The following is a 20,945-nucleotide window of genomic DNA, read 5'->3' on the forward strand; positions in this document are numbered from 1 at the left end:
GTGACGGGAAGCGGGTGGGGATTGTCCCGAACCGGCCACTCGCGCATCCCGAAAGTGTGGATCCTGGATCCATGGTGAAAGCGTGACCCGATAGGCTCCCCGCACTATGATGCGCCCTCTCTCACACAGCGCCCTGGGGCTGACCGTCGTGTTCGCGATGACCGCATGCCAAGGTAATGATCCGCAGGAGCAGGAGGAAGCCGCGCCTTCTCCGGTGCCGGTGGCCGAGTTGGAGACGGTCTCGCTGCCCGGCTCTCCGAAGGAACTCGCCGACCGGGTCACCGAGCGGATGCAGGAGGCACTGTCGGTCGAGGTGGAGATCAGCGTCGAGCCGGAAGGGGACGAGGAGACCGGTTCACTGGAGGACGTCAGCATGACCCTGCTCCTCACCGATCCCCCGGCCGCGCAGATGACGGTCGTGGACCATGAGGAAGACAGGCCGAGCACCGCCCACATCGTCGTCGAAGACGAGGTCATGTACGCCAAGCTCGAGGAGGAGCCGATCCTGGGGGACAAGGAGTGGATGCGGATCTCCCAGGAGAAGATCGACCAGGCCGAGGAGGAGAGCGGGCCGTTCGCCGAGATCTTCCAGGTCATGCTCAAGGAGACCAACAACTTTTTGGCCGAGGCCTCCGGTGAGTCGAGTCTCGATGTGGTCCGCCTGGGCGAACTGGACGCAGAACCCGAGACCGAGGACTCCGACGACGGCGAGCTCACCCGCTACAAGGGAACGACCTCCACCCATGACCTGGCCGACGCCGAGCACGAGGAGTTCGAGCAGGTGGCCGAGCAAGGGCTGGACGAGGTCATCTGGGAGATCGCCGTCACCGACAAGGCCCTGCCCAGCGAGTTCACCGTGCAGCTCCTCACCCCTGACGGCGAGCGCGCCGAGAGTACCGTCCGCTACAGCGACTGGGGACCGACGTGAAGATCACCAAACCCCCCGAAGACAACACGGGAACACTGCAGGAGAGCCTCGAATACTGAGCGCACCCCCTGAGGACCGTCCGCGCCGTCCGCTCCTGACGACCACGCATCCGGCCAGACACGGACGGCCTTACCCTGTTTCCGTTCCCAACGTTCCGCCCGCAGGCGATCCCCGCTCCGGAAAGGCTGGCCGACCTCGTCCAGCCGCTTGATGGGCTCCAGAGGACGAGCCTCTGCTTATCGCGTTCCCGAGTCCGGCGTTCAACGGCAGTACGGTCTTGTCGGTGCGGACGTGGAGCTGCGATTCCGGTGTGGAGCGATCAGTCGGGCTTGGTCCGGTGGCTTCCCCTGTTCTAAGCCAGCACGGATTGGCGTTCGTGGTGTCCCGGCCCCAGTCCAACCGCTGTCGGCGACGCGCCAATACTGGCTCTGGCACGGATTCGGTGAATCGCCTGCGGACGCCCGTCTGATCCCGCGATGATGCGCGGTGTCGCTCTCCTCCCTCCTCACCCTGCTCTTCCCGCACCTGGCCGACCTGCGGATCGATGACGTGTACCGGACCGGCTCAACGGTGCGGATCGCGGCGGCCACCCGAGGGGAAGACGCCGCCTGCCCGGTCTGCGCGACCCGGTCGAGACGCGTCCACAGCCGCTATGTGCGCCGCCTCGCCGACACCCCTGTCTCCGGTCAGGAAGTGATGATCCATCTGGGAGTCCGCCGGCTCTTCTGCGACGAACCCGCCTGCGAACGTCGGATCTTCGCAGAACAGGTGCCCGGTCTGACCGTGCCTCACGCCCGTCGCAGCCGGGGCCTTAGCGACGTGCTCGCCGGGATCGGCATGGCGCTGGGCGGGCGCGCTGGAGCACGCCTGGCAGCGCGCTTAGCCGCGGCCGTGAGCCGGATGACGCTGCTGCGCCAGGTGCGCGCCGAACGCGAGCCCGAGGTGTCCGTCCCCCGCATGTTGGGTGTCGATGACTTCGCCCTGCACAAAGGCCACGTCTACGGGACCCTGCTGGTCGATGCCCAGACCCGGCGACCGGTGGAGCTGCTGCCGGAACGCTCGGCCCAGGCCCTCAAGAAGTGGCTCATCCAGCATCCCGGGGTGGAGGTCGTCTGCCGCGATCGGGCCGGCTGCTATGCCGACGGCATCGCCCAGGGTGCGCCGGGTGCGGTGCAGGTCGCCGACTGGTTCCACCTGTGGCAGAACCTTGCCGCGGCCGTGGAGCGCGCCGTTGCCCGCCATCGCCGCGAGTTCCCCCGCACCACGTCCGAGCCGACACCGACCGCACCGCCGGCTGAGTCGCCCCCGGCCGAGTCTCCCGGAATCAGGCAGGGGCCGCTGGCCGAGCGCACCCGCCGGCGCCACCGGCAAATCCATGACCTGCTGGCTCGGGGCCGCACCATCATGGAGATAGTCGGCGAACTCGGCCTCGCGCGCAACACCGTGCGCCGCTTCGCCCGCGCCGCCGCAGCCGAGGAGCTGCTGGCCCGCGACGGCACCGGCAAGCGCCCCCGCAGGCTGCAACGCTATGACTCCTTCCCGCGCGAACGCTTCGCCCACGGGTGCACCAACGCCGCCGTGCTCTGGGGAGAACTCCAGCAGCAGGGCTATGGGGGCAGCTATGCGAGCGTGCGCGACTACATCCGCCCCTGGCGCTCTGGCGTCGCACCGCCGCCGGCGCCGCAGCAGCCGCCCACCGTCCGCCAGGTCACCGCGTGGTTCCTGAGCCACCCCAACCACCTCGAACAGGAGCAGCAACTCCAACTCAAAGCGGTACTCGGCGCTTGTCCCGAACTGGCTAGCCTCAGCGAGCGTGTTCAGGGCTTCGCTCGCATGATGGCCGAGCGGCAGGGCCACCGGTTGGAAGAGTGGACGAAGGCGACCCGGGGCGAGCGGATCCCCGAACTCGACTCCTTCGTCCGCGGCGTGGGCCGTGGACTGGGACGCCGTCGTGGCCGGGCTGACACTACCGCACAGCTCCGGCGTGGTCGAAGGCCACGTCAACCGGCTCAAGATGCTGAAGCGGCAGATGTACGGGCGCGCCAAGCCCGACCTGCTGCGCAAGCGCGTGTTACTCGCCGCCTGATCGGAGAAGAGCAAGACTTCATCGAATCCGTACCAGAGCCCACATTGGAACGACGTTGACAACCGCGCCTGGCCAGATCGCCCAGAACGGGTTGGTGGGCTTTCGCCCACACCTCGAGCTTCGCTCCAGAACTGGAACCGGCGCGACGCCCGCCGAGGGTTTGGACCTGCTCTGGGAGGGACCGTGCGTCTACGGGCCTGTCCAGAGTCCTTGCGGCCTGAACGAATTGCGTCCCTGGAATCAGCGGCCGAGACAGCACAGCACCGGCTGGCAACCCCTCGCCCCGGAGGAATTCGCGTTGATTCGCCCCCTCTGAGACTGCTGGCCCTCTTCACGTGGAAACATCGCAACATTCGCGCCGCGCGGCTAACTCGAGCCGAACGAAACCGCTATAGCTCTGGGAAGCACCCGCATCTCGCGGCTATGGCCCGTAGAGCACTTCCTCGTTTCCCTTGGGCCCTCCGCCTTTTACTTGGGCCCTAGGGCCCAAATTTCGACCCAAAATTGGAGTCCGTCGATACAAGATCGTTCTGCGCGCGTAAAATGTCCCCCGAACCGCCTAGAAGTTAGAATCGCAGCCTTAGGAGGCCTGCGTAGTGCCGCCCACTCAGCCTCTCCCCGAGCCACACGCTGAAGAGGGCCCCTCACCAGCAGGAGCAAAGCGCCACGGCTCCGCGGCCTCACCGAAGCTCTCCCCCGACCTAAGCTCCGACGCGCTGATTCACCGTGAGCACCCGGCGCCCCGCGGAGGATGGCGGCGGGCGGTGTTCACCGTGACCGGAGGTCTCATCAACCCTGGGGACTCCAAGACAGAACTCCGCCGCCGACGCCTCGAAGCCGCGATACGGAAAGCCTCGATTCCCGGTTATCACCACTCCATCGCCGTTCTTGGAGCACAGAGGAACGTCGGCGCGACCACCACCGCGCTCGGGCTCGGTGCGACCCTGGCAACACAACGCGGTGATCGGATCATCGCTGTCGACGCCGATCCAGGGGGCGCTCCGCTGAGCACTCGCCTCCCTGTCCAGACACCCGCGGAGCGCGCCCTGCGCGATCTCTTGGACGATCCGGAGAGCGTGCTCCGCTACTCCGAGATAAGCCATTTCATCGCTCAGGACGCCTCGGGGTTGGACGTGCTGCCCTCTACCCCAGCTGACACCAACGGCGAGTTTCTGAGCGACGACTACCACCGGATAGTCGACGCCGTACAACGGTTCTACTCTCTGCTTCTCGTCGACGGTGGCAGCGTCATAGAACGCCCGGCGGTGCCCGCGATCCTCGAGCGCTCCGACCAGCTCGTGCTCGTCGCCCACCCGTCACGTGAAGGCGCGAACCGCGCCGCGACCGCGCTCGAAGAGATCACAGAACTGGGGTACGGTGAGCTCGCGTCAGCCGCCTTGCTCATACTTGCGCGGACGCCCGGCGGCGGACGGACGGAACTCGACAGCCTGCAGGAACAACTTTCACAACGGTGCCACCAAACCTTTCGGGTTCCCAGGGACGCGCGCCTGGGGCCGGGGAATCTCATCGACCTCGACCGGCTGCGCACGCGTTCCCTTTTCGGCTATATGGAACTCGCCGCAGAGGTCACCGCGGGATTCAGCGATCGCAGGTAGACCGGAATCCCCGCCCTCTGGCCGGTGAGACGTGAACGCGGCCCCCGTCGGCCCCCGTCCGCAAGGGCGCGCAGAATGGGGGCGGCGCGTTCACGCCACCGCCGGTCCTGGCCCCTCAGCGGTCGACAACCACGACGGTGTTGGCGACCTTGTCGTTCAGCGACTGCCGACTCGGCTGGTCCCACAGCGGCCACAGGCCGTTGAGGAGCGGGAAGAGGTGGATGAGCTGGCCGATGAAGGGGATCATGTTCCCCAGGGCAGTGGGTCCCCACCACATCAGTCCGCGCACGACCGAGGTGTTCACGGACAGCCCGCCGTTGGGCTGGGGGGCTTCCGCGAGCGGCAGAACGCGCACGCCCATCGTCATCTTGCCGACGGTACGGCCGTAGTTGTGCAGCATGAAGGTCTCGTAGCCGACGAGCAGACCGAGCACCAGCAGGCCGGCGAACAGGTCCGCGCCGAAGTGGGTGCCCCCGCCGAGGACGACGGGCCCGGTGGCTCCGGTGACCATGGCGCTGAACACGATCATGTAGACGAGGAACACCGGGAGGATCACCACGAGCGAATCGATGATGCGCGCCACCAGGCGCTGCCACCATTCGGCCAGCGGCTTCCCGTCCACCATTGGCGCGGGTTGGGGTGCCATCCGTGAGGCCGGCCGTACGGCTGCCCCTGGCCCCCCGGTGGCGGCGGTGGGGGTCCGTAGGGCTGGCCGTACGAATGGTCCCCGGGAGGCGGTTGGCCGTAGGGGTTCCGCGGAGTTCCGTGCGGCTGCTCGCCATAGGGCTGCTGGGGCGGGGGGAAGGGTCCGTCCTCGTTCGGGGGCTGGCCGGGCGGCGGATAGTTCATCAGTGTCTGCACCTCATGGGGATCCGTGCCTTCGATACTCCATACCTTCGGTACCCCGCCCATTTCATCATGGCGGCTCCCCCGCCGCTGTGGCTTGCCGCGGGTCGGCCGCCTTCTTCACCACAGGACGAGTTTCGCGATCTCGAAGTAGATGATCAGACCCGTCCCGTCGACCAGGGTCGCGATGAACGGGGACGAGACCACGGCCGGGTCGACACCGAGCCGCTGCAGGACAAGCGGCAGGATCGCGGACACCAGGGCCGCCCAGAGGACGATGGCGGCGATCGTCAGCACCACGACCAGAGCGACCTGCGGCCCCACCCCCAGCGCCCAGGCGCGGACCATCGCCACCGCGGCCATCGTCAGCGCCACGAGGGCACCGGTGCTCACCTCCTTGCGGACGACGTGTCCTATATCGCGCAGTCCGACCTCGCCGATCGCGATCGCGCGCACGAGGGTCGTCGTGATCTGGGTTCCGGTGTTGCCGCCGGTACCGATGAGCAGCGGGATGAAGAAGGCCAGCGCGATAACGGCTTCGAGTTCGGCCTCGAAGTGGTTGAGCACGGTCCCGGTGTAGGCCGAGGCGACGAAGAGCACGAGCAGCCACAGGATCCGCTTCTTCCACAGGGTCCACGGCGAGGCGTGCAGGTAGGGCACCTCGAGTGGGGCCGAGCCTCCCTGCCGCTCGGCGTCCTCCGTCGCCTCCTCCTCGGCGATGTCGGCGACGCTGTCGGCCGGGATGACGCCGATGATCCGGCCTTCGTCGACAACGGGGAGCGCCGCGAGGCCGTGGTCGTTCAGCAGCCGCGCCGCCTCCTCGCGGTCCTCGCGCGACGAGACCGAGATGACGTCGGTCACCATCTGGTCGCCTACGGGCCTCTCCGACGGGCTGAGCACCAGCGCGCGGAACGGGACGACGCCGCGCAGCGTCCGATCCTCGCCGGTGACGAACAGGTAAGTGGTCGCGGCACCGCTTGCGGCGCTGCTCCGCACCTGGTCGATCGCCTCGCCCGCGGGAGTGTCCACCGGGAGGGACACGAACTCCGGTGTCATGTGCGCGCCCGCGTTGTCGGCCGGCCAGGACAGCACGGAGCGCAGCGCCGCTGAGGAGCCCCGGCCCATACGGGCCAGCAGTTCGACCACGAGCGGGACCGGCATCTCGCGGAGGATTCCGGCCGCCCGGTCGGGGCGCATGACCTTCAGGACCTCGATCCCGCCGGCGATACCGAGCTGACCGAGGAGACCGGCCGCGGTGTGCCGGTCCACCGAGTCGGCGAGCCGCGCGGTTCCGTGCGGGCCGAGCAGCGCCGACAGCCGCGCCGCCCGGTCCGTGTCGAGCCGGGCGAGTTCCTCGGCGCGCTCCCGGGGGTCGGTGACGTCATGGAGCCAGCCCTCCACGGACCCGCCGTGCGGGGAGTCGAGGCGGATCCGCAAAGACGTCCGTACGTGCTGCATGGTTTCTCCCTGCATTGGGCAATGGCAAAGGAATTCCCGGCGCGGAAAGCCGACGCCATTGAAATAGGGCGCAAAAGTCCGCGCACCCGCGGAATAAAGGGAAAGGGATGGAAAACCGTGCGGCGGTCGGCCTCAGCGTGCGCTGTTCGGGCGCACCGGGGCGGCATGCCACGCGGTCGGGGCAGGGCGACTTCGACCCGTACTCATGCCTCACCTCCTCGGCTCGCGCCCGGACCGGCCAGAGCGCTCCTTCGACCGCGGGCGGGTCGCCCGCGGCGGCGGCACGACGAACGGCGCGGCGGTGACGTGGACGGACACCTGAACGTAGGTCGGGTCCTGGTCCTCGGAAGAGGACACCTCCACGTCAGAGCTTTGACACTGCGCGACGTGATCCCTGATGGGAAGCCACTTGGGGTCACCCCTTAAGCCGGGGAGACCTGTCCTAGCCCGACGGAGTCTCTCGACAGCGGCGGACCAGTGGCCTGTATTCGCGCAGGAGCCTCACCGAACGAGGTGCTGCCCTTCCATAATGGACAGATCGCGCCGATACGTCAAATTTCGGGACGCACCGGTAATTGAGATCACTCGAATTCTCCGGCTCCGCCCCTGATCGCGCGGCTATTTCCCGTACGGAACCGGCGCTTTCTTCCCGCTCTTCCGTTGCGGTGCGCACGGGCGCCGCGCACGATCGCGCCCGGAGTCTCCGCCGCCCGCGAGATGGCGGGGCCGTTCCGCGGCGTGCGATAAAGGCGCCGAACGAACGGCGGCCGGGGCCCGCCGGAGAATTCCGGCGGGCCCCGGCCGTACTGCTCGGGGTTCCCGGGGGACCGTCAGTGACGGGTCACCCTACTCCGCCGTGAACCCGATGTCCTCGTAGGTGCGGGAGGCCAGCCCGAACCCGCCGAAGTTGGCCAGGTTCTCGGGCACCGCCCAGGTCCCGGTTCGCTGGAAGAACGGGATGCCCTGCCCGTTCTGCCACAGCAGCGCGTCGATCTCATTGGCAATGGCGTTGTAGCTCTCGGGGTCGGTCTCCTCGGCCAGCTCGTCGAACTTGTCGTTGATCTCCTCGGTGGAGGCGCGGCTGTTGTTGTTGCCCCAGTCCTCGCCTTCCTCGTCGAACGGGCCCGCGTAGTTCTCGAAGCCCTCGCCGACGTAGGGGGTCGTTCCGACCTGGACGAAGGACGCCAGCTCGAAGTCGCCGGTGTAGATGTGGTCCTCGAAGTAGGCGTCGGTCGGCCGGGTCTCGACGCTGATGTCGATGCCGATCTCGCCCAGCTGATCCTGGGTGATCTCGGCCTCGTTGGTGCAGGCCTGGATACCCGCCGGGCAGAAGTAGCGCAGGCTCAGCTCGTCGCCGTCGTCGTTGGTACGCACGCCCTCGCCGCCGTCGCGGGTCCAGCCGGCCTCGTCGAGCAGCTCCTCGGCGCGCTCTACGTCCTGCTCGCCCAGGTCGCCGGAGTTGTCCTGGAACCCGGGGGAACTGGAGCGCAGCAGCCGGTTGACGGTCGGGTCCTCCGGCCAGTCGATGGAGTTGAGCGAGGCCGCGGCCAGGGCGGAGCGGTCGATCCCCAGCATGATGGCGTGCCGCACGTCGACGTCGGACAGCTCGTCGGTGTCCGCGTTCATCTCGATGTAGCGGTAGCCGTTGTCGATGGCCTCGGTGATGCGGCCGTCCGCACGCTCCTGCGCCCTCTCGTACACCGCGGCCTCGTAGCCCACGTAGAAGGTGTCGAGTTCGTCGTTGACGAAGAAGTTCGCCTGCGCCTCGGGATCGCCGGGCTGGAAGATGATCCGGTCCAGCTTGGCCGGTTCGCCCCACCAGTCGTCGTCGCGGACGACGGTCAGCGTCTCGTTGCCCTTGTCGAGCTCATCGAACTTGAACGGGCCGGCCGTGATGGGGATGTCCTCAAGGTAGTCCTCGTTGAACTTGTCGGCGTCGGCCATGACCTCCTTGGGGTAGAGGTGCTCGAAGAGGATGCCGATCTCGCCGAACGGTTCGGAGAAGTGGACGGTGAACTCGTACTCGCCGTCGCCCTGCTCGACCGAGTCGATGCGCTCGTAGCCGTACACCTGGCCCGGGGCGCCGAAGTCGCCGTCTTCCTCACCGCTGAGGGTCATGGCCTGCTGCTCGTAGTCCTCCCAGGTGATCGGCTCGCCGTTGGACCACTGGGCGTCGGGGTTGAGCTCCATGCGAAGCTCCAGGCCGTCGTCGCTGAGCTCGTGGTCCAGCACGTAGGGCTCGTAGTTGTAGACCTCGCCCTTCTCATCGAACTTGAAGGGCATCGGCATTACCGAGGCCATGATGTCCGCGGCCACGCCGAGGTTGCCGTCGGTGTGGTGCAGCATGAACTGGGAGATCGGCTGGCTGGTGCCCCAGTTCAGGGTGCCGCCGTCCTCCAGGGCGTCCCGGTCCTGCTGGTTGACGTCCCACGCCGCGATGTCGTCGAGCGAGGCGGCCGCCCCGTCATCGTCGCCCCCGCCACCCGAGCAGGCTGTCGCGGCCAGAGCCAGAGCCAGGGCCGGAGCGGCCAGGGCCACTTTCCGTCCGATTCGCATCCTTTATCTTCCTCCTTGGGTGTGCCGGCCGGCGGCCGGGGCGGGGTCAGACGACGGTGCGTTTCTCCGCGTAGTGGCAGGCGGCGCCGTGGTCGTCCTGCGAGACCGCGTTGAGTCCCGGTTCGGTGTCCACGCACGCCTGCTGTTCGGCGGTGCTGAGCGTGCGGAACTTGGGGCATCGCGGCCGGAAGCGGCAGCCGGACGGCGGGCTCGCCGGGCTGGGAAGGTCACCCTCCAGCACGATGGGGCTCCGGGTTCGCTCCTTTTCCGGGTCGGGCACCGGGATGGCCGACAGCAGCGCCTGGGTGTAGGGGTGCGCCGGCGCGGAGAAGAGGGAGTCCGCGGCGCCGATCTCCACGATCCTGCCCAGGTACATGACCGCCACGCGGTCGGCGATGTGCCGGACCACCGACAGGTCGTGCGCCACGAACAGGTACGACAGGCCGAGTTCGGCCTTGAGGTCGTCGAGCAGGTTGATCACGCCGGCCTGGATCGAGACGTCCAGAGCGGACACCGGTTCGTCCAGGACCAGCAGCTTGGGTTTCAGGGCGAGGGCGCGGGCGATGCCGATGCGCTGGCGCTGGCCGCCGGAGAACTCCTGCGGGTAGCGGGCGGCGTGCGCGGGGTCCAGGCCCACAAGGGTGAGCAGCTCGTTGACCCGGGCCCGCAGCCCGGCGCGCGGGTGACGGTGGGTGCGCAGCGGTTCGGCGACGACGTCGAACACCTGCATGCGCGGATCCAGGGAGGACATCGGGTCCTGGAAGACCACCTGGACATCGCGGCGGATCTCGAACCGCTCCCGGTGGCCGGCCCGGCCGGACTCCCTGCCCAGTACCGTCACCTTTCCGCTCTGCGGGGTCCGCAGGCTCAGGATCTCCATCAACGTGCTGGACTTGCCGCATCCGGACTCGCCGACCAGCCCCAGCGTCTCTCCCTCGGCTATCTCGAAGGAGATCCCGTCGACCGCGTACACCGTGCCCACGCGCCGCTTGAACACCGCGCCTTTCATCAGGGGGTGGTGCTTGACCAGCCCGTCGACGTCCAGGACGGTCTCGCGGTACTCACGGGGAGGCTGCCCGCTGCCGGCCCCGGACGCCTCAGGGAGCGGGTAGACGTCGGCGGCCGACCAGCCGTGCTCCTCGATCTCCCCTGTGCGGACGCAGGCCGCCGCGTGCCCCTCGGCGCCGACTGGCTGCAGTTCGGGCTCGGCCTCGCTGCAGGCGTCGATCGCCAGGGGGCAGCGGGGGGCGAAGGGGCAGCCGGACGGCAGGGCGCTGAGGGAGGGCGGGTTCCCCCTGATCGGGATCAGGGGGGCCTTCTCCTCGTCGTCGAGCCGGGGCACCGAGCCGAGCAGGCCCATCGTGTAGGGCATCCGGGTGCGGTAGTAGACGTCGTCGACCGCGCCGATCTCGACCGGCCGGCCAGCGTACATGACCAGCATGCGGTCCACGAGCCCGGCCACGACGCCGAGGTCGTGGGTGATCATCACGATGGCGGCGCCGGTCTCGCGCTGGGCGGTCTTGAGCACCTCCAGGATCTGCGCCTGGATGGTGACGTCGAGCGCGGTCGTGGGCTCGTCGCAGATGATCACATCGGGGCCGTTGGCGATGGCGATGGCGATCATCACGCGCTGCCGCATGCCGCCGGAGAACTCGTGCGGGAAGGCGCGGTACCGCTGCGCGGGGTTGGGAATGCCGACGAGCTCCAGCAGCTCGACCGCGCGGTCGGCGGCCTCCGCCTTGGAGACCGCCGGATTGTGCACCCGCACGGCTTCGGCGATCTGGTCGCCGACCGCGTAGACGGGGGTGAGCCCGGACAACGGGTCCTGGAAGATCATGGAGATGGTCTCGCCGCGCTTGGCGGACATCCTGCGGTCGTCCAGGCCCAGCAGCTCCTCGCCGTGCAGCCGGATCGACCCGGTGACCCGCGCGTGGTCGGGGAGCAGGCCCATCGCCGCCAGCGAGGAGACGGACTTCCCCGAGCCCGACTCGCCGACGATGCCGAGGATCTCGCCCCGCCTGAGGCTGTAGCCCACTCCGCGCACGGCCCTGATGTCGGGCCCCTTCCCCTCACCGGGGAAGGTGACGTGCAGGTCGCTGACCTCGAGGACAGGAGCGCTGCCGTTGCGCTGCTCCACTGCTGCACTCGTCTGGATCTCGGTGCCGGTCATTGCTCTTGCCGCCCCTTGTCTAGGACCTGTGCTTGGACTGCGGGTCGAGGGCATCGCGCAGGCCGTCGCCGATCAGGTTGACCGCCAGCACCAGCACGACGAGCAGGCCGGTGCAGAAGACGAACAACCACGGATGCGTGGTAGCCGATCGCGACCCGGCGGCGATCAGCGAACCGAGCGAGACATCCGGGGGCTGCACGCCGAACCCGAAGTAGGAGAGGCTGGTCTCGGTGATGATGGCGGCGCTGACGTTGATGGTGGCGTCCACGACCAGCAGCGACGACATGTTCGGGATGATGTGCCGGAAGATGATCCTCCAGGCGGGTACCCCCATGTAGTGGGCCGCCAGCACGTACTCGCGCTCTTTCAGCGAGATGGTCATGCCGCGCACCATCTTGGAGGTGACCATCCACATGAAGGCGGCGAGCAGTATGACGAAGACGACCCATCCCTTGTCGCGCAGCGCGGGGTAGAGGATCGCCAGGATCAGGAAGCTGGGCAGCACCAGCGCCAGATCGGTGATCCACATGAGGACCCGGTCCGTGACACCGAGGAAGTACCCGGCGAAGGCGCCGACCACCGCCGCGATGAACGTGGAGAGCACCGCCACCAGGATCCCGATGACGATCGACTTCTGCAGGCCCACCATGGTGTTGACGAAGATGTCGCGGCCGGTGTCGTCGGTTCCCCACAAGTGGTCGGGCGATGGCGGCTGCAGGAACGCGCTGTAGTCGCGCTCACCGAACTCCCATGGGTTGAACAGCGGGCCGATCCAGGCCATGGCGGTCAGCAGCACGATGCAGGCGAGTCCTACGATGACCCGGCGCGTGGCGAGCATCTGCCGGAGCACGTTCACCCACCGGCCGGAAACGCGGACCTCGTCCGCACCGCCGTGGCCGGGGTCGGCTTCGAGGGCCGCGTGTTCGGCGGACATGCTCATGGCGTCGTCTCCAGCCGGGTCGGAAGCGGGCGGGTGCCGGGGGCGGAGGCCGGCGGGTGCGGTCGGCGCGGCGTCATCAACTCACCCTCACCCGCGGGTCGAGCCAGGCGTAGAGGATGTCCGAAAGGAACGAGGCCGCCATGATGCACACCGCCATGAAGCAGGAGACCGCGGCCACCGCGTGCACGTCGTTGGTGACGATCGAATCGACCACCCACGAGCCCATGCCGTTCCAGTTGTAGATCTTCTCGGTGAAGGTCGTGCCGGCCATCATCACGCCGAATGTGAAGGTGAAGTAGGTGACCGTGGGGATCAGAGCGGTACGCAGCGCGTGCTTGAGTAGTGCGTCTCGCCGGTTGAGTCCTTTGGCCCGGGCCGTCCGCACGAAGTCGGAGCCGAGGACGTCGAGCATCATGTTGCGCTGGTACCGGCTGAACGCGGCGAACTGGGCCAGTGCCAGTGCCAGCGTCGGCAGGATCATGTGCTTGAGACGATCCCATAAGGTGCCCCAGAATCCCGCTTCGAGGCCTAAAGTGCCCTCGCCGTTATAGACGAATACCTGGGCACCGACCGCCTGGTTGAACATGGTGGCGAAAACCTGCAGGGAAAGCGCGATGACCACGGCCGGAACCGCCAGGACGAAAAACGCTCCCGCGGTCGACGCCTTATCGAACAGCCGGTACTGCTTCACCGCCGCGTACGCGCCTACGGCCACACCGATCACACTGCCGAGGACGGTTCCCACGATGATCAGCCGAAGTGAGACCCATACACGACGTTCGATCTCGTCGTTTACCGGGGTCCCGGTTACGGTCTTCCCGAAGTCGCCTTTCGCGACGCCGGAGGCCCATACGACCCAGCGCTCGGCGAGCGGTGTCTTGTCGTTCAGATTGAGTTCGTCCAGGCGCTGGTCGACCTGTTCCTCGGTCGGCCGGGGGCTCCGCTCTTCATAATTGACCCGGGGGCTCAGCGTTGTCGCTGCCAGGAGGTAGGCGAAGGTCGTGGCCAGCATGATCAGCACGACATAGTTCACTAGTCGCCTGACCAGGAACTTCCCCAATTGGGGCCTCCCACCTCATCGCCCGAGCGGTACACGTTCGACAACTGCCGTGAACGGCCGGAATTGCCCCCCGGAACGGCACAAGCGCACTCATGCGGGCATGAGTTCGATAAGTCCCGCGCCACCGGTGGGGATCGACCCTCGACGACAACCGAAACATACACAAAATCCGGTTCACGGTCCGTGCTCCGAATTCCCAAGAGTGTGGGTTACTCTAAGACACTGACCGGTAACCTGCACATCAAGAAACGGCAACGGGCCTCGGATTCCGCCGTGCCGCAACATTTACGTGGGATATTAACGGAACGTACGGGGTGAGTGGCGCACAGTTCGTAGGCTTCGAACAATATTTCGATAAAATACCGCTGAAATGCCCGTTCCGGGAGAGTGCGCGCATACCCGCCGAGAATAGAGCTTCGCCCGCCGGGCCGGTGAATGTTTCTTTCACCACAGACGCCCGTCCGCCTCGCGAGAGCCGCGTCGCACGTGCGACGCAGAGGCGGGGTCCATTCGGTTCGCCGCGGCCGGCTCGTTCCGCCGGAAATATCGGGCACGCGAGGGTTTTCTCACACCGGGATTGCGTATCTCAGCAAAGTACTGCCCATGCGCGTCTTGGAACGGCAGGCGCCGTCGAGGGCCCAGCCGTGCCGCTCGTAGAAGGCGCGCGGGCGGTGATTCGCCTCGGCGGTCCACAATGTCGCGCGCCGGTGGCCGGCTCCGCGGAGGTCGTCCAGCGCGCTCGCCATCAACGCGTCGGCCACCCCGCTCCCCCACGCCTCCGGATGGACGTAGCACATGTGCAGCTCTCCCACGTCGGAACCGGCATCGTCGTCGGCGGACGGCCGTGTGACGACGAGCCCCGAGACCACCGTGCCGTTTCCGCTCGATCGCGCGGAGTCGGCGACGTGCACCACGACCTCCGGGCCCGGACGGCCCGAGCAAACATCTCCGGCCTGCGGGGCTCGGCTTTCAGCGCGTCCGCCGGCATGATGTGCGGCCACGCGGCCAGGGCCGCCTGGTAGAAGATCTCCCCCATGTCCTGGGTATCGCTCTCCCGGGCCGATCGTATCGATGGCATTCGACCATTCTGGCACCGCCCCGTGGCACCACCCTTGTGTGGGAGTGCCGCCCCGCACAAGGATGGTGCCGCCCCCGCTTGCCGCGGGGGCGGCACCATCGGTCAGTGTTCGCTGGAGCGCCGCCAGATGTTGACACCGAGGTCCTCTGCGTACCGGTCGATCTCGGCCAGCTCCTCGCCGGTGAGCTCCGGGCCGCGCACCGCCGCGATGCTGTCTTCCAGCTGGGCGACGCTGCTCGCCCCGATGAGCGCCGAAGTCACCCGGGCGTCCCGGAGCACCCAGGAGATCGCGAGCTGGGCCAGGCTCTGGCCCCGTCTCTTCGCGATGCCGTTGAGCGCGCGGACCCTGCTCAGGTTCTCCTCGCTCAGCCAGTCCGCCGAGAACGCCTTCCCCGTTCTGACCCGTGAGTCCTCCGGGATGCCCTCCAGGTACTTGCCGGTGAGCAGCCCCTGGGCCAGCGGGGAGAAGACGATGCAACCGGCTCCCTCGCGCTGCAGTGTCCCGAGCAGGTCCTGCTCCTCGATCCACCGGTTCACCATGGAGTACGAGGGCTGGTGGATCAGCAGCGGGGTCCCCATATCGCGGAGGAGCGCCGCGGCTTCGGCCGTCCGCTCCGCCGAGTAGGAGGAGATGCCGGCGTAGAGGGCCTTGCCTGACTTCACGGCCGTGTCGAGCGCCGACATCGTCTCTTCGAGCGGGGTGTCCGGGTCGAAGCGGTGGCTGTAGAAGATGTCGACGTAGTCCAGGCCCATGCGGGCGAGGGACTGGTCCAGGCTGGAGAGCAGGTACTTCCGGGAACCGCCGATACCGTAGGGCCCCGGCCACATGTCGTAGCCGGCCTTGGTGGAGATGACCAGTTCGTCGCGGTACGGCCGGAAGTCCTCGCGGAGGATCCGGCCGAAGTTGAGCTCCGCGGATCCGGGCGGCGGTCCGTAGTTGTTGGCCAGGTCGAAATGGGTGACACCGAGGTCGAACGCGCGGCGCAGGATGGCCCGCTGGCTCTCCAGCGGCCGGTCGTCACCGAAGTTCTGCCATAGCCCCAGGGAGATCTCGGGCAGGTCCAGACCGCTGCGCCCGCTCCGGCGGTAGGGCATCCGCCCGTCGTAGCGGGAGGGGTCGGCTTCGTGGACGCCCGCGCTCGGGCTATCCAGTCGAGGAATGTCGGCTTCTCGCACCATGACCCCATGATCCCATCTGATGGCGGAGGTTCGCGCGGGGGAGTACCTGGTCCGCCGGCCGGTCGGGCCGCACCTGCGACCCCAACTCCACCGATATGACCGATTTCGGCCAGGTTTGGGGGTTAAAATGCGGATCGGAGCACGGCTGCCCTCGGATCCTGGCTGGCCACCGCTCTATGGTTGTCCACAGAGCGGCACGAGTTCCCGACCCCACCCGCTTCACCGGAAGTCAGCCCACGTATCCTGAGCGTGGATATGGCCTTCATGGCCTTGAGAACCTCCAAGGACCAGCAACGAACAAACCACGAGAGAGCGTCCACTACCCCAGTGGCTCCCGGCCATCCCCGCATTGCGCCGTGACCTCGCGCAGGAGGCATCGGACGCCTGAAGGGGGCCACACAGCACGTCACCGCGGTCCGAACGTGACGCCGATGCACTGCCCCGGGGAGTGATCAGCACATGTCCGATACCCCAACCGCGAGTTCGCGGGACCTCGGGCGCGCCCGGATCCCGAGCCCGCGCCCGGACAGTACCCACCATCCACTCCAACGTCCGGCAAAGTCTATGGAAGAGCAGCCCACACCACCGGCCGAGGTGCCGGGCCCGCCGGCCCGGCGCCGGTTTCCGGGATTGCCCAACCAAATCAAGTACGCCCGCCGCTTCGTCGAACGGCAGCTTGCCGCCTCACCGGTGCTCGCGACCGCGACCCTGCTCACCAGCGAACTGTCGACCAACGCCGTCACGCACAGCGCGTCCGGCTCCCCCGGCGGCAAGTTCGAGGTGACCGTCTACCTCACCTCGGGCTGGACCCGCGTGGAAGTACGCGACCTCGGCAGCCTGGAGGAGCCCCGCGCCCAGCACCGGGACCCCTACGACACCAGCGAGCACGGGCGCGGTCTCGACCTCGTCGATGCGATGGCCGTGAAGTGGGGCACCGAGCCCCGCGCCGACGGTCTGGGACAGCTGGTCTGGTTCGAGCTTCTCTGGGACTAACGGCCCCTCGTTCAGCGACTGACACCGTGGCTGGCGGACCAGACCGTTCCGCCTCCCGGACATGACGAAGGGTCCCCCCGGTGCGGGGAGACCCCGATCGTCATCGTGCCGGTGATCATGCGGGCATCGCTGGGCGAGAGCCCATGCACTAGGTGTCCTCCCCGGGGGCCGTCTCCTCTGGTGGCGTGGCGGGCAACCGGTACTTCTCGTACAGCTCCCGAGCATAGTCCTTGGCTTCCTGCGACGGCTCGTCCCCGAGTTCCTCACGCACGAGCTCGTCGAGTTCGTTCTTCTTGCTTTCCATTGAGTCTCCTAGCGAGGGGCCCTGGCCCGCAGGGCGATTCGCTTGCATGTGGCGGTCTCCCCCGGCCGCGCACCTTCGCGCTCCGCCTGTTTCCAAGGGCACTGGCCTGTTCTTGTCTGCCGCCTACCTCGGTGGAGGCAAGCGAGAAACCCCCATCTTGCGGGACGGGGGAGGAGTCACAAGCTGCAGCTTGCCCGTCATGAGGGCCAAATAACAAATCGCGGCCCCGCACCCAGGGTCGCACGCCCGCGCCATGACCGTCGCGTCTCCCCCCAAAGGGACGAAACGGGTGCCGCGCCAGCCTCCGCGGGCTGGCGCGGCACCCGGGGACCGCCGGGGTTCACGCCCGGCCGGTCTCGTCCCCCGTCTCTCCCTTCTCCGTCCCGCCGTCGTCGGTGCCGCCACCGTTCTCGGCGCGCGCGGCGGCCAGCTTGGCCTCGCGCTTGGCCGTACGGCGCTGGAGGCGGCGCTCCTTGCGCGCCTCGGCCATCGTGTAGAGCACCGGTACGAGGACCAGCGTCAGCAGCGTGGAGGTCAGCAGGCCGCCGATCACCACAAGTGCCAGCGGCTCCGCGACAAAGGCGCCGCCCCCGGTGATACCCAGCGCCATTGGCGTCAGAGCGCAGATGGTGGCCATCGCGGTCATCAGAATGGGACGCAGCCGGTGGCGGGCCCCTTCGACGACCGCCTCGCCCAGCTCCATGCCCTCATTCCGGTACTGGTTGACGAGGTCGATCAGGACGATCGCGTTGGTGACCACGATGCCGATCAGCATCAGCATGCCGATCAGCGCCGGCAGTCCCATCGGAACACCGGTGAGCAGGAGCATGCCGAGGGAGCCGGTCGCCGCGAACGGGATAGACACCAGCAGGATGACCGGCTGGATGAGGCTCTTGAACGTCGCCACCATGATCAGGTAGACGATCACGATGGCCGCCAGCATGGCCACACCCAGCTCGACGAACGCCTCCTCCTGGTCGGCGCTGACGCCGCCGAGGGTGGCGGTGGCGCCATCCGGCAGGTCGAGCTCCTCCAGTTCCTGTGTCAGCTGGGTGCTGACCGCACCGAGATCGTCGGCCGTGGGCGAGGCCGACACGGTCGCGGTGCGCGCGCCGTCGGCGCGGGTCAGCTCGGGCGGCTGGGTGACCTCCTCGACATCGGCGACATCGGTGAGCTGCACCTCGCTGCCGTCGGGTGTCGCGATCTCCAGGTCCTCCAGCGCGGAAACGCTGTCCGGCTTCTCCTCCATCCGGACGACCATGTCCCGCTCGGTGTCGTCGATGGTCGCGGCGCCGACGTCGGCGCCCTGGAACGCTTCGCTGACGGCCTCGCCGATCCGCCCCTCGGTCAGCCCTTCGTCCGCGGCCTCCTCACCGTCGACCTGCACCTCCAGCGCCGGCTGCGCGTCGGTGATGTTGTTCTCGACGTCCTCGGCGCCGGGGATGTCGGCGAGCGTGTCCTCGACCAGTTCCGCGGCCTCTTCCAAGGTCTCGGAGTCCTCGGCCTTGACCTCGACCTCCAGGCCCGCGCCGCCCATGCCGCCGGTCTCGTCGAGGCGGATGTCGGTGTCGGTGTCGATGTCGTCCAGGGCCGCGCGGAGCTTCTCCTTGAACTCCGCCTGGTCGCCGTCGGGGTCGGCGGTGATCGTGTACTGGGTGGTGTCGGCACCGCCCCCCATCATCATCTGCTCGACGGGGTCGCCGCCGCTACCGATCGACGCCTGGTAGGACTCCACCCAGGAGAGCCCGGCGAGCTTCTCCTCGATCTTCTTCGCCTCCTCGTCGGCCTCCGCCAGCGAGGTGCCCATGGGCAGCTCCTGGTTGACGAGGTAGGTGTTCTCCCCCTCGTCGCCCAGGAAGTTGGTCTTGACGTTGGGCACCAGCGCGATCGTGCCGAAGAAGAGGAACACGGCCACACCCAGCGTGATGATCCGGTGCCGGGTGGTCCAGCGGATGATCGGCAGGTACATGCGCTGCAGGGGAGTACGCAGTTCGCGCCGCTGCTCCTCCGCCCTGATCCGCTCCGCCTCCTCGGGCGGGACCACCCTGGTGCTGCTGAACCAGTAGGCGAGTACCGGCACGATGGTCAGCGCGACCAGCAGTGACGCCGCCAGGGCGAGGCTGACGGTCACCGCGAACGGGCGGAAGATCTCGCCCGTCTGGCCGCCCACGAACGCGATCGGCAGGAACACCGCGATGGTCGTCAGGGTGGAGGAGGTCACCGCGGTGGCGACTTCGCGGACACCGGTCAGGACGGCGGTGAGCTTCTCCTCGCCGTAGCCGAGGTGCCGTTTGATGTTCTCCAGCACCACGATGGAGTCGTCGACGACACGCCCCACGGAAACGGTGAGCGCACCCAGCGTGAGGATGTTCAGCGAGTAATCGAACACCTGCATCCCGATCATCCCCGCCAGCAGCGATGTCGGGATGGACACCGCCGCCACCAGCGTCGAGCGCAGGGAGAGCAGGAACAGCAGGATGACGAGGACCGCGAAGGTCAGCCCGAGTCCGCCTTCCTCCGCCATGGCCGTGATGGAGTCGTTGATGTAGGGCGCCTGGTCCCATACGACGCTTATCTCGGCGTCCGCGCTGAGGAGCGGGGCGAGTTCGTCGACCCGTTCCTGAACCGTCTCGGAGATCTCGACGGTGTTGCCCTCGGGAGTCTTGGTGATCATGATGCCGAGGCTGGGATTGCCGTCCGTCCGGGTGATCGTGGTCTCGTCGTCGGCCCTAAGCTCGACCTCGGCCACGTCCTTCAGCCGCACCGGATCGGCGGGCGCCTGCGCGGCCCCGGATGCGCCCGCGCCCGGATCGCCGGCGGCGGGGGCTTCCGCGGCCCCGGCACCACCGCTCCCGCCCGGCAGCACCCAGACGTCCTCTACGTCCTCGATCGACTCCAGCTGCCCGCCGGTGGTGACGGTCAGTGTGCGGCCGTCCTCGGTGATGTCGCCACCCGGGGAGAGTACGCCGCTGGCCTGCAGCGCACCGGTCAGGTCGGCGGAACTCAGCCCTTCGTCCTCCAGCTCGTCCTCGTCAGGCGTGATGACGACCGTGGAGTCGCGGACGCCGGTGAGCTCGGCGGCACGCACCCCGTCGATCGACTCCAGTTCCGGAATGAGCTGCTCTTCCAGTGGTTCGGCCAGGGCCTGCTCATCCCCGTTGTCGGCACCGGCGGCCAGCATCAGGACGGGCATGTCGTCGAAGTTGAACGACAGCACCGAGGGGTCGACGCCGTCCGGCATCGCCGGTCCGACCTGGTCGACGGCCTGCTGGGCGGACCGGACGACATCCTCGGTCTCGTCCCCGTAGTCGAACTCGGCGACGATCGAGGCACTGCCGTTGCTGGAGGTGGAGGTGTAGCTGGTGATGCCGGGGACACCCTTGACAGCCTGCTCCAGCGGCTCGGTGACCTCGTTCTCCACCACTTGCGGCGAGGCCCCTTCGTACTGGGCGCTCACCATCACCATCGGCAGTTCAAACTCGGGCATCAGCTCGCGCTTGGCCGAGGTCGTGGCCAGCAGCCCGAAGATGACCGCCGACAGTGTGATCAGCAGAATGAGAGCACGATTCGCGAGCGAGAGTTGCGCCAGCCGGTTCACGAGCCCCACCCGCCCTTACGCATGCCCGTTGTTCGGGAAGTCTTGGTGGGGTCGCCAAGGGGATTCTTGGCCATTCTGGACATGAGAGTTTGTGCTCCTGTGGGAAGGCTTTTCGGCTGCGGAAGACGGCACC

General features: G+C 67.8%; 13 protein-coding genes, 1 pseudogene and 1 riboswitch. Of the genes and pseudogenes, 4 read left to right on the top strand and 10 right to left on the bottom strand.

The annotated features are described in order from the left end of the window. The first annotated feature begins 106 nt into the window (after positions 1-106). From VS93_RS02435 to VS93_RS02445, 3 genes and pseudogenes are all read left to right on the top strand, one after another. Positions 107-928 (top strand): hypothetical protein, encoded by an 822-nt coding sequence (locus VS93_RS02435; protein WP_236700295.1) that lies wholly within the window; start codon positions 107-109, stop codon positions 926-928. 570 nt (positions 929-1,498) lie between these two features. After that, positions 1,499-2,182: pseudogene (locus VS93_RS33670) on the top strand (ISL3 family transposase); the annotation flags it as partial. Between the two features lie 1,596 nt (positions 2,183-3,778). Then, complete coding sequence (locus VS93_RS02445) at positions 3,779-4,630, top strand: MinD/ParA family ATP-binding protein (protein WP_236700296.1); 852 nt, start codon at positions 3,779-3,781, stop codon at positions 4,628-4,630. A gap of 115 nt (positions 4,631-4,745) precedes the next feature. Here VS93_RS02445 and VS93_RS02450 read toward each other — a convergent pair whose 3' ends face one another. From VS93_RS02450 to mgrA, 8 genes are all read right to left on the bottom strand, one after another. Beyond that, positions 4,746-5,255, bottom strand: coding sequence for an RDD family protein (locus VS93_RS02450; protein WP_052745474.1), 510 nt, complete (start codon positions 5,253-5,255; stop codon positions 4,746-4,748). 341 nt (positions 5,256-5,596) lie between these two features. After that, positions 5,597-6,934: a magnesium transporter gene (gene mgtE, locus VS93_RS02455; protein WP_046468391.1), complete on the bottom strand. Its 1,338-nt coding sequence runs from the start codon at positions 6,932-6,934 to the stop codon at positions 5,597-5,599. Positions 6,935-7,284: 350 nt separating this feature from the next. Beyond that, positions 7,285-7,454: riboswitch (M-box (ykoK) riboswitch) on the bottom strand. A 326-nt stretch (positions 7,455-7,780) separates the two neighbouring features. Continuing rightward, positions 7,781-9,490 (bottom strand): ABC transporter family substrate-binding protein, encoded by a 1,710-nt coding sequence (locus VS93_RS02460; protein WP_046468392.1) that lies wholly within the window; start codon positions 9,488-9,490, stop codon positions 7,781-7,783. 46 nt (positions 9,491-9,536) lie between these two features. Next, positions 9,537-11,660 carry a dipeptide ABC transporter ATP-binding protein gene (locus tag VS93_RS02465; protein ID WP_046468393.1) on the bottom strand — a complete coding sequence of 708 codons (2,124 nt, stop codon included), beginning with the start codon at positions 11,658-11,660 and terminating at the stop codon, positions 9,537-9,539. A gap of 19 nt (positions 11,661-11,679) precedes the next feature. Then, positions 11,680-12,600, bottom strand: a complete 921-nt coding sequence (locus tag VS93_RS02470) for an ABC transporter permease (RefSeq protein ID WP_046468394.1) — start codon at positions 12,598-12,600, stop codon at positions 11,680-11,682. A gap of 76 nt (positions 12,601-12,676) precedes the next feature. After that, positions 12,677-13,660, bottom strand: coding sequence for an ABC transporter permease (locus tag VS93_RS02475; RefSeq protein WP_046468395.1), 984 nt, complete (start codon positions 13,658-13,660; stop codon positions 12,677-12,679). Positions 13,661-14,226: 566 nt separating this feature from the next. Next, positions 14,227-14,571, bottom strand: a complete 345-nt coding sequence (locus VS93_RS02480) for a GNAT family N-acetyltransferase (RefSeq protein WP_052745475.1) — start codon at positions 14,569-14,571, stop codon at positions 14,227-14,229. 269 nt (positions 14,572-14,840) lie between these two features. Beyond that, positions 14,841-15,917 (bottom strand): L-glyceraldehyde 3-phosphate reductase, encoded by a 1,077-nt coding sequence (gene mgrA, locus VS93_RS02485; RefSeq protein ID WP_046468396.1) that lies wholly within the window; start codon positions 15,915-15,917, stop codon positions 14,841-14,843. Between the two features lie 564 nt (positions 15,918-16,481). On the opposite strand from mgrA, the gene VS93_RS02490 reads away from it, so the two are divergent. Beyond that, on the top strand, positions 16,482-16,910 hold the full coding sequence (locus tag VS93_RS02490; RefSeq protein WP_046468397.1) for an ATP-binding protein: 429 nt from the start codon (positions 16,482-16,484) through the stop codon (positions 16,908-16,910). A gap of 148 nt (positions 16,911-17,058) precedes the next feature. Here VS93_RS02490 and VS93_RS29980 read toward each other — a convergent pair whose 3' ends face one another. After that, positions 17,059-17,214, bottom strand: a complete 156-nt coding sequence (locus VS93_RS29980) for a hypothetical protein (RefSeq protein ID WP_173434239.1) — start codon at positions 17,212-17,214, stop codon at positions 17,059-17,061. 340 nt (positions 17,215-17,554) lie between these two features. Next, on the bottom strand, positions 17,555-20,812 hold the full coding sequence (locus tag VS93_RS02495; protein ID WP_046468457.1) for an efflux RND transporter permease subunit: 3,258 nt from the start codon (positions 20,810-20,812) through the stop codon (positions 17,555-17,557). Positions 20,813-20,945: the final 133 nt, after the last annotated feature.

The organism is Allosalinactinospora lopnorensis, from assembly GCF_000981225.1.
Classification (GTDB): Bacteria; Actinomycetota; Actinomycetes; order Streptosporangiales; family Streptosporangiaceae; genus Allosalinactinospora; species Allosalinactinospora lopnorensis.

Bases quoted from the DNA above. Each gene is read 5' to 3' on its own strand.
- VS93_RS02460 (WP_046468392.1), bottom strand. From the start codon at position 9,490: ATGCGAATCGGACGGAAAGTGGCCCTGGCCGCTCCGGCCCTGGCTCTG.
- VS93_RS02465 (WP_046468393.1), bottom strand. From the start codon at position 11,660: ATGACCGGCACCGAGATCCAGACGAGTGCAGCAGTGGAGCAGCGCAAC.
- VS93_RS02435 (WP_236700295.1), top strand. From the start codon at position 107: ATGATGCGCCCTCTCTCACACAGCGCCCTGGGGCTGACCGTCGTGTTC.
- mgtE (WP_046468391.1), bottom strand. From the start codon at position 6,934: ATGCAGCACGTACGGACGTCTTTGCGGATCCGCCTCGACTCCCCGCAC.
- VS93_RS29980 (WP_173434239.1), bottom strand. From the start codon at position 17,214: ATGGAAAGCAAGAAGAACGAACTCGACGAGCTCGTGCGTGAGGAACTC.
- VS93_RS02470 (WP_046468394.1), bottom strand. From the start codon at position 12,600: ATGAGCATGTCCGCCGAACACGCGGCCCTCGAAGCCGACCCCGGCCAC.
- VS93_RS02450 (WP_052745474.1), bottom strand. From the start codon at position 5,255: ATGGTGGACGGGAAGCCGCTGGCCGAATGGTGGCAGCGCCTGGTGGCG.
- mgrA (WP_046468396.1), bottom strand. From the start codon at position 15,917: ATGGTGCGAGAAGCCGACATTCCTCGACTGGATAGCCCGAGCGCGGGC.
- VS93_RS02490 (WP_046468397.1), top strand. From the start codon at position 16,482: ATGGAAGAGCAGCCCACACCACCGGCCGAGGTGCCGGGCCCGCCGGCC.